The sequence below is a fragment of the Ercella succinigenes genome (assembly GCF_900002895.1).
In genome coordinates this window covers 140,926-149,814 of the sequence record NZ_CDHP01000018.1, presented here as the reverse complement: position 1 = coordinate 149,814, position 8,889 = coordinate 140,926, and the positions used below count along the sequence as shown (strand labels likewise).

7 protein-coding genes and 2 tRNA genes are annotated in these 8,889 nt (G+C 35.8%); 5 read left to right on the top strand and 4 right to left on the bottom strand.

The window, feature by feature from the left end:
* Both AC0KSB_RS05320 and AC0KSB_RS05315 read right to left on the bottom strand, forming a co-directional pair.
* A partial coding sequence (locus AC0KSB_RS05320) for a transposase (RefSeq protein ID WP_472307176.1) occupies positions 1-285 on the bottom strand: 285 nt, incomplete at its 3' end.
* Between the two features lie 100 nt (positions 286-385).
* Positions 386-2,125, bottom strand: coding sequence for an AMP-dependent synthetase/ligase (locus AC0KSB_RS05315; RefSeq protein WP_472307175.1), 1,740 nt, complete (start codon positions 2,123-2,125; stop codon positions 386-388).
* Positions 2,126-2,522: 397 nt separating this feature from the next.
* On the opposite strand from AC0KSB_RS05315, the gene AC0KSB_RS05310 reads away from it, so the two are divergent.
* The 3 genes from AC0KSB_RS05310 (at position 2,523) to AC0KSB_RS05300 (ending at position 4,022) form a co-directional block, all read left to right on the top strand.
* Positions 2,523-2,596 (top strand) — tRNA-Gly (locus AC0KSB_RS05310).
* Between the two features lie 15 nt (positions 2,597-2,611).
* A tRNA-Thr gene (locus AC0KSB_RS05305) sits at positions 2,612-2,687 on the top strand.
* Between the two features lie 1,143 nt (positions 2,688-3,830).
* Positions 3,831-4,022, top strand: coding sequence for a hypothetical protein (locus AC0KSB_RS05300; protein ID WP_472307174.1), 192 nt, complete (start codon positions 3,831-3,833; stop codon positions 4,020-4,022).
* A 269-nt stretch (positions 4,023-4,291) separates the two neighbouring features.
* Here AC0KSB_RS05300 and AC0KSB_RS05295 read toward each other — a convergent pair whose 3' ends face one another.
* Complete coding sequence (locus AC0KSB_RS05295) at positions 4,292-4,603, bottom strand: hypothetical protein (protein WP_472307173.1); 312 nt, start codon at positions 4,601-4,603, stop codon at positions 4,292-4,294.
* A gap of 50 nt (positions 4,604-4,653) precedes the next feature.
* Positions 4,654-5,253: a hypothetical protein gene (locus AC0KSB_RS05290; RefSeq protein WP_472307172.1), complete on the bottom strand. Its 600-nt coding sequence runs from the start codon at positions 5,251-5,253 to the stop codon at positions 4,654-4,656.
* A 279-nt stretch (positions 5,254-5,532) separates the two neighbouring features.
* Here AC0KSB_RS05290 and AC0KSB_RS05285 point away from each other — a divergent pair, with 279 nt between their 5' ends.
* Positions 5,533-7,809, top strand: a complete 2,277-nt coding sequence (locus AC0KSB_RS05285) for an AraC family transcriptional regulator (RefSeq protein WP_472307171.1) — start codon at positions 5,533-5,535, stop codon at positions 7,807-7,809.
* The gene (locus AC0KSB_RS05280; RefSeq protein ID WP_472307170.1) at positions 7,802-8,767 is read left to right on the top strand and encodes a sugar ABC transporter substrate-binding protein; all 966 of its coding nucleotides are present in this window, start codon (positions 7,802-7,804) and stop codon (positions 8,765-8,767) included. The genes AC0KSB_RS05285 and AC0KSB_RS05280 overlap by 8 nt, the downstream gene beginning before the upstream one ends.
* Positions 8,768-8,889: the final 122 nt, after the last annotated feature.

Here is an 8,889-nt window from a genome sequence, read left to right as displayed (position 1 = left end):
GTAACTACGGAATAAATCGGTAGAGAAGGTGCCATCACGGAATTTAGGCACGTGAAGAATCAGCGTTCCTACTCTAGTTGTCAGGGTACGCTCGCGATAGCCATTCCGATAGCTGACACGTCCATCACTTCGCTCATACGGCTCGGCATTCAATTGTTCGCTGGCCTGTCCTCGCAGCACCGCATCAAATACTTTTTCCAGTAATTTCGCCACCCCGTTCTCCCGATTTCCAAGCATAAGGTCTTTAAGAATTTCGTCTTCCAGTGTAAGATGTACTTGAGCCATGATCTCATTCCTTTCAGTTGTTAGTTTCGCAAAACCTATTATACCGAAAGCGAGCTCGTGGCTCTTTTTTATTTCTCAATTTACACCAAGTATACGGACTTTATCCAGTTTCTGCAGGTCTCTTAATTTTTAAAGTTGTTGTTTTTATCATTTCCTGTTCATTCCAGATATAATACTTAATTGCTTTATAAGGCGGCATTTCCAAATTTACCGCTTTGAGCTGATCGGAAAGATATCTACTGATAGAATCATCTTCTTTTCCCACTGATTCAGGTAGCTGATCTTTATCCATTGTAATTCTTATACAGATATCTACAGCGTCTCTTGAAGACTCATCGCCCCAAGCTAATGAGTCCTTAACACCTTCAATTTTATTAATGAGATACTCTATTTCTTCAGGGAAAGCTTTTTTGCCGTTAGTGAGAACTATCATAGATTTTTTACGGCCGGTGATATGAATACAGCCTTTTTTATCAAGATGACCTATATCACCTGTCCTTAGCCAGCCATCTTCTGTTTTTACTTCTTTTGTTGCTTCTTCATTTTCATAATAGCCAATCATTACGCTATCACTTCTTGTAAGAATTTCACCAGTAGCTCCAGGTGCAGTTTCTTCTGTATCAATAGCAACTTCTATTGAAGACAAAGGATTTCCTACACTACCATAAACATTCACAAACTGGTTACACACAGATATGACCGGTGAAGTTTCAGTAAGACCGTATCCGGCAAAAAAATCAACGCCTATGTCATTGAAAAAAGCAACGATTTCCTTATCTATGGCAGCAGCGCCGCTTACACAAAGATTAAGCCCCCCACCTACCGCATCAAGTATTTGATGAAATATTTTACGCCTTTTATCTATACCTGCTTTGCGCAGTACATTTGATATTTTACGCATTCTGTTAACAAGTTTAAGCTTACCGGATTTTGCCAAAGTTTTCTGAACCTGATTGTAGACATTTTCAAACAAGAGCGGAACAGCAAGCAAAATGTTAATCTTCCATTCCTTAAGATTCTGCGTGAAATATCTTAGACCATCTGTAAAACATATACAACAACCAAAATAGAGTATCATATACATACCTACGGTATTTTCAAAAGTATGATGCAAAGGTAAAACAGATAAAGCGTTCTGACCTTTTTCGATATGAAGAGTCGATGCAGCACCGTATACATTGAAAGTAATATTTTTATGACTTAGCATAACACCCTTTGACATAGCGGTAGTACCGGAAGTAAAAAGCAAAGAACACATGGCATCAGGATCTATTTCGCTATTTATAAAAGCTGAATCTCCGGAATCAAGTCTCTTTTTACCCTCTTCCATCAATTCAGACATCTGGATGAATCGGGAATCCTCTTTTTGCAATTCAGAATCAATAATGTCATCTTTCATACAAATAAAATATTTGATTCTGCTATTGACTTTTGCCACAGCCTTAGCTATATCATGGTGTCTGCCGCCATAAATAAAAGCATCAGCCTTGCCTCTTTCAGATAAGCTTACAACTTCCTGCTCCGGCAATTGGCGATCAAGAGGAACCGAAACGCCGGTACCATTAACAACAGCATTGTGAGCAATCGCCCACTGATATGAATTATCACCAATAATTGCAATATGGCTGCTTTTAAGACCCAGCATATGCAAAGCAGTACCAAAAATATCTATATCCTCAATAAGCTGATTAAAACTCTTAACAATTTCCTCTCCCTCAGGAGCCACATGATAACGATAAGCAGGCATATCATTATACTGACTGGCACAGTAATGGAGAAGCTCTCTCAAAGTCTGGAAACGTGGTTCATCAAAATATGTTTTCCCAACTACAGTTTGCATAATAATTCCTCCTCATAACTTGCATTTACCAAGCTATATATCATATTATATATCAAGCAACGAACATTTGAATATCAAATAATTTGATTATCAAAATATAGTTTAAGAATATCATGCATTCCTTAAAGAATCAATATGAACTTTTTACGGGGTCAACTAGGATGCACTCATGGTTTTATTCAAAATTGCTAAAAAGCGCTGGTAATAAGCTATTTGGCAACAATGCCTTGTTATTCATATGTGGCAGCAAGCTGATTGCTGAAATTAATCCTTAAAAGACCTGGTAGCAGTACGTTTCTAAATTTTAATTATCTTTTTTGCCTGACTCAACAAGGCTTGACAGGATATTAAACGACCGCTATAATTGTCAATGCACATTATGAGGGGGAAACAAAATGCGGGTGTAGTTCAATGGCAGAACTTCAGCTTCCCAAGCTGACCGCGAGGGTTCGATTCCCTTCACCCGCTCCACAAAATTAAACACATGCCTTTATAGCTCAGTAGGTAGAGCGCATCCATGGTAAGGATGAGGTCTCCGGTTCGATCCCGGATAAAGGCTCCAAAACGTAGAAAACTCTCCCCTCAGGGGGGAGTTTTTTACGTTATTAAGCATATACCATGATTATACTGAGCGATCTCAGCCTTACCATGGATGCGCGATCGGACGCGCAGCGGACGATTAGAGACTGCAGAGTCGAGCCAGGCAAGGCGCGGGAAGGTTGAGGAGCGCAGTGTACGAATGTACATGAGCACCGAAAATCTGACCAGCAACGCCGCATGGTGAAGGCTATCCAGTCTCAACAAGCAGCCATGGCAAGGTGAGGTCCGTTCGATCCCGGATAAAGGCTCCAAAACGTAGAAAACTCTCCCCTCAGGGGGGAGTTTTTTACGTTATTAAGCATATACCATGATTATACTGAGCGATCTCAGCCTTACCATGGATGCGCGATCGGACGCGCAGCGGACGATTATAGACTGCAGAGTCGAGCCAGGCAAGGCGCGGGAAGGTTGAGGAGCGCAGTGTACGAATGTACATGAGCACAGAAAACCTGACCAGCAACGCCGCATGGCGAAGGCTATCCAGTCTCAACTGTTAAACGACAGAATAAAATCTACAAAAAAAGTAGAAAAACAGCAAAATATAATAGTCACGACAAAATAACAGAAAAAGAAGACTATGGCAAAAACCATAGCCCCCAATAATAGATCAAGCTGTTTCATTAAATACAGAACTCAAAAAAGAGATTGTGCCTCAACAGCAGGCATAATGACATCGCAGACAATAGTAGATTTATTCATCTGTACACCAAGATCTAAAGCTTAACTCATGACATTATCAATTAATCTTGGATTGCCCTGTGCATAGCAGTGAATAGAGTTAATGACAGCAGGTAAGCGGGACACTCTATATAATTTAATTCAAGTCTGTAAATGCATTATTTGCAGGCTTATACAGGCTTTTTATTATAATTCTTGTCTGGCACTTGGTGCCAGACAAGGATATCAGAATAATCCTTTGAAGTGTCTTTATATCAGCATATTTGACGATTTAAAGCGATAACTTCGTCTGGTACTTAGTGCCAGACAATCTTATAGTCAAATACGGCTGTAAAGACCTATTGACAGGCATTCTAAGGCTTTTTTGATTTGAGATAGAGTGACCCCTAATAGTTGTCGTAGCAAAAATGCAGAAAGGAACCCTTAAATGGAACCTGAAAAAAATAAGCAACGACACATAGTAGACCGGTCGAAACGCCATCCCAAGAGAATTAAGGATGCAGTGTTGAGAATGATGCTGCCGCCAGAGAATTTAGGTAACACAGAAATTCACCAAATTTTTGGTATTCCAGTTGATACAATAAAAAAAGTTTCGTTTGAAGTGGAAGTCAGCAGGTAAGCTACTGCCAGCAGATAATGCACTAATCACAAAAAATAAAGTGTCGCTGTACATTTCACTTTGTTTTAGCTTCATTTTATTTTAGGCAAGCTGTTTTTGTTGTTTTTCTGTCGTCTGTGGTAACTATATTTTGCTGCTTAACACTCAACAAGCAGCCATGGCAAGGTGAGGTCTGGTTCGATCCCGGATAAAGGCTCCAAAACAAAAAGACTCCCATCAGGGAGTCTTTTTTGTTTTGGATTTATATGCGTATCACGCTGCAACCATTACTAGACCTCTGAACTGTCTGAGCGCCTCTTCTTCCGCGACAAGGCCAATCCTCCAAAACCACTAATTATCGCCATATAATATCCGAAGTCATACCACCAGCCACTGTTATAAACCTCGTATATCCTGATATCGCGATTAAATATACTTATAATTAGCGATAATGGAGCTAGCCAGCCATGCCAGACCCCCCAGAAAAAACCTGCGGTGTTCTGCGCATCTGCTTTACCGTCACCCGGTATACATCCACTAACAAAAAACGTCACAAGTATCAGTAAACAGATCAAAATAATTTTATTTTTTGAAATTTTCATATTGCACCTCTATCGGTATAAATAAGCAAATTGCTTTATTGCTAATTATATTAATTTGTTCTTTCCATTTCTATACGAAATATTTCTCCACCAATAGAATTTATAATATCTTGCGAAACTATATAAGTACCACCAATTATGCCCAAACGTTCACGCGATTCTTCATATGTTATATGTTCATTTTCAAAAAGATCAAGGGTCTTGTGTGCTTCCTTCTCAAGATAATTTTGAATTTTTTCATAACGGCTTTCATTATCAACTATGTGTTCATAATATATATAAAACATACTTTCTGAGTCTTTATTTCTGTATGCTTGTTTATATCTATTTACGGGGTTTGTTAATGTAGATATCAAAACAATTGCTAGTACACACACAAATATTGCTGAGGCAACAATAATTTTTATAAGCAACGATTTACTCGCCTTTTTTGTATTCATAGGCTGAGAATTATACAAATGCGCATTAGCAGGCTGAGCATAATAATCAGGTGTCATTTGAGCATTAGGATCTATGAATGAATTTTGCTGCACATAATTTTGTTCGTTACTAGCAATATTTGGTGCATTTTCGGGAATTTGCTTCATACCACATTTGGAACAAAATATACTTTCCTGATTCAGCTTAAAACCACAATTATTACAAAACATAGCACTTCCTCCACATTAACTATCTTGGCAGGTAGGTTTGTTTGTTGTTAGATTATTTCGTTTCAAGTTTTAACTAAATTCAACGGAAATAGAATACCATTTTTTTAAAACTTTAGCTACCTAACCACTTTTATTATTCAAGTTTATGTTAAAATCACTGCTAAAAAAAAGCAAAATAAGATAGATCAAAATACACTGGTTTTTAAAACTATTTAGCATCCTGTGATATAATAAGGCATTGTAAAAGTGCATAAAAGATATGGTGATTAGATGGTCAAGTTGATTGATTTTAGCAATATAAAAAAGCAAAAATTATCAAAGCAAATTTTCGTTGCTCTTTTTGTTATACTCTTTGTCTCTGTAATAATAATCGGCTCAACTACTTACAGCCTTCTCGCAACCGCTTTTAGCAATCAAATAGCTTATTCACAAGAAAGAACGCTTCAACAAACAGAAAGAACTACAAATTCTATTATAAGAGGAATAGAACAGTCTGTAATTGCCTTTTCACTTGACCAAGAAACAAATAAATTAATTAGTGAATTACGAAGTAATGATTTTTCTGATCTTGGATACATAATTAAAAGTTTACGTACATTTAGAAATACAAATAAAATTATAGACTCAGTCTATATCTGCCTGTATAAAGAAAAAATTATTTTGTCATCTAATGATGGCATATGGAGAATTGATAATTTTTATGATACAAATTGGGAGAAAGAACTCCCTCTTAACGAAAAAGCAAGTTGGATAAATACTAGAGGATTTGTTGATAACACAGGAAAAGAAACACAAGTATTAAGCTATATGACCTTATTGGCAAATGATTCTGAGGATTATTTAATAATTAATCTATCTGTTGAAGAATTGTCGAGGAACATTGAAAGCAGTAATCCGATCGACGGAGAGTTTACATTATTAGTCGATAGCGACGGAACTATATTAGTTAGCAATAATTATTCATGGAATGGAAACAGTTTGCTTGATTCTGATTTTGCAAATAATAGAAAATCTTATTTTGAAACTATGATTCAATCATTTTATAACGGCTGGATCTATATAAACTATATTCCGACAAATTATATTGAACAAAAAGTGGGTGGAATTTCTCTAAGTGTATCTTTAATTTTATTGGTTTGGCTAATATTTGGTATTATAATAGCCAAAATAATAACATCAAAAATTTCTAATCCGTATAGCAGTGTTGTAGAAGAATTGCAACAGGAAAGCGCACTTGATGAATTAAACATAACTTCGGTTAGTGAAGCTGATCTATTTAGATTAGCTTTTAAAAAAATCATGCAGCAAAATCAATCTATGTCAGAGAGAATTGTGCAAGATGAAATAAGTGCTAGAGATAGTGTTGCCAGATTTTTATTGCTTGAAAACAACATAGATCAAGGAAATTTTAATTATTATTCTGAAATTGCCAGAGATATTTTAGAACATGGCTCTTATTATGTAGTTCTTGTTTCGATAGATAATGCAAATAAATTTTTTAAGGAAACCAATATAAAAGATCGAGCCCTTTGGTTATTTTGCATACAAAACATTGTCTGTGAGAGATTGGGTGAATCTGGCAAATATTTATATACATTAATAGGTAAAGGAGACTTCACATTTATTGTTTCATCTAATGCAAACGATAGTGATATGATTGAAAAGTGCCAGAAAATTCACAACGAAATAGGATTATATCTACCATTATCAGTAAGCATTTCTATAAGTCACATGTTCGATGACCTTATTTATGCATCACACGCTTTTAACGAATGTTTGGAGTTAATTAAGCACAAAATGGAACTTGGTAGTTCAGTCATATATGAAGCATTAATTGAACGAGGAAAAAACAGTGATATAAATGATTTTATGAATCTTTTGAAAAGAGATCAATTAGACACTTTTATATCAAACGGGAGTTTGGAGCAAATAGAAAAAATAATTGACAAAATCGTAAAAACATATTGCCTCAAACCCAATCCTATGTCCGAAACAATTTTTTTGATGATGTCGACTATTTTAAGCGATATAATTTCCAAAACTATAGACAATGGCTGGTCACTAGAAGACTTTTTTTCTGAAGATAGAAATCTTTACCAAGAACTAATAGAGCAAGAAACAATTGTAGATATGGGAAATTGGTTAAAAATCAATATTAGAGTTTTAACGCCCGCATTAACTACTAAAAAAGGAACAAAGAATATTACGATAATTGACAGCATAGTAAAGTATATGACAGAAAATTATGGTGAAGATATAAGACTTGATAAAATGGCAGATAAAGTGTATCTGAGCTCACCCTATTTATCTCGATTATTCAAACAAGAAACCGGAATGAATTTCTCCGAAAAATTGACAGCAATTAGAATAGAAGCAGCTAAAGAACTTCTTCTAAATACAAATGAAAAAATACAAGAGATAGCTGACAAATGCAGTTTAGGTTCAACAAATAATTTTATTCGTATTTTTAAAAAATTTGAGGGTTTAACGCCAGGACAATACAGAAATAATTTTGCCAAAAATAATATAAAAGCAGAGGAGCAAAAAAGTGATTAGTAAAAACAGAGGTAAAATAGTATTAATTTTATGTGTTTTGCTTTTGGGAACGTTATATTTTCCTACTGGTTGCTACCCTGCCATCAAAAATGACGATAGTAATCTGCCCGTTAATGAAAATAGAAATAAAGATCAATATGTTATAGGTGTATCGTTCTTAGACATGACAAATCCTTATTATAGCGAGTCTTGGCGAGGTGTAAAGGATGAAGCTGCCAACTACCCTATTCGCTTGATAATGAAAGATCCTATGTCGGATCAGTACAAGCAGGTTGATGATTTGAATGAGTTCATCGAAATAGGAGTAGATGCAATAATTGTTGCTGCTCTTTCACCAGAGTTAGTAGATGAATCACTTCTTGCAGCTAGAGCAAAAGGTATTAAAGTTATCGCACACTCGACTAAAATTACCAACTGCGACGTTCATTTAGCATCTGATGAATGGCAGCTGGGATATTTGTTGGGAAAAGAAGCGGGTCAGTGGATTAATGATAATAATAAGAAGCAAACGGATGTTGCAATTCTTGATTATCCAAGAATTCCGCAAATCGAAAACAGGGTTAAAGGAATGATCGATGGTTTATCAGAGTATCCAGATATGGCAAGAATCATAGATAGGAAATCGGCTTCAAGACCCGAAGAAGGTTTTGCCGCAACGCAGGAAATATTAAAAGAAAATCCTTCTTTGAGGGTTGTTTTGTGTATAAATGATGGAGGAGCATTGGGTGCTCTTGAAGCTTTTGAAGCTAGAGGAATGCAAGAAGATACGTTTTTTATTGGAGGAATAGACGCAACTCCCGAAGTTCTTTCTGTCATTAGTCAACAGAGGGGCATAAAATGCACAGTAGACAATAATCCTTACCTAACAGGAACTCTTGGCATTGATTTTGCAATGAGACTGATAAAAGGAGAAATTGTTCCAGATCGTTACGATATACCAACAAATTTAATAAAATAGTATAAACATCTGGATGTTCTTTATTTGACATAATCACATTTTTTTATCTTTGAAAATGAATATGATAAAGATGTCCATCAAATGACAAATTTGAAATATTTACTGCCGAAAAATCCTTGTTT

What these genes read in the sequence shown, in the direction of transcription:
- AC0KSB_RS05315 (WP_472307175.1), bottom strand. Translation starts at nt 2,125, where the DNA reads ATGCAAACTGTAGTTGGGAAAACATATTTTGATGAACCACGTTTCCAG.
- AC0KSB_RS05300 (WP_472307174.1), top strand. Translation starts at nt 3,831, where the DNA reads ATGGAACCTGAAAAAAATAAGCAACGACACATAGTAGACCGGTCGAAA.
- AC0KSB_RS05295 (WP_472307173.1), bottom strand. Translation starts at nt 4,603, where the DNA reads ATGAAAATTTCAAAAAATAAAATTATTTTGATCTGTTTACTGATACTT.
- AC0KSB_RS05290 (WP_472307172.1), bottom strand. Translation starts at nt 5,253, where the DNA reads ATGTTTTGTAATAATTGTGGTTTTAAGCTGAATCAGGAAAGTATATTT.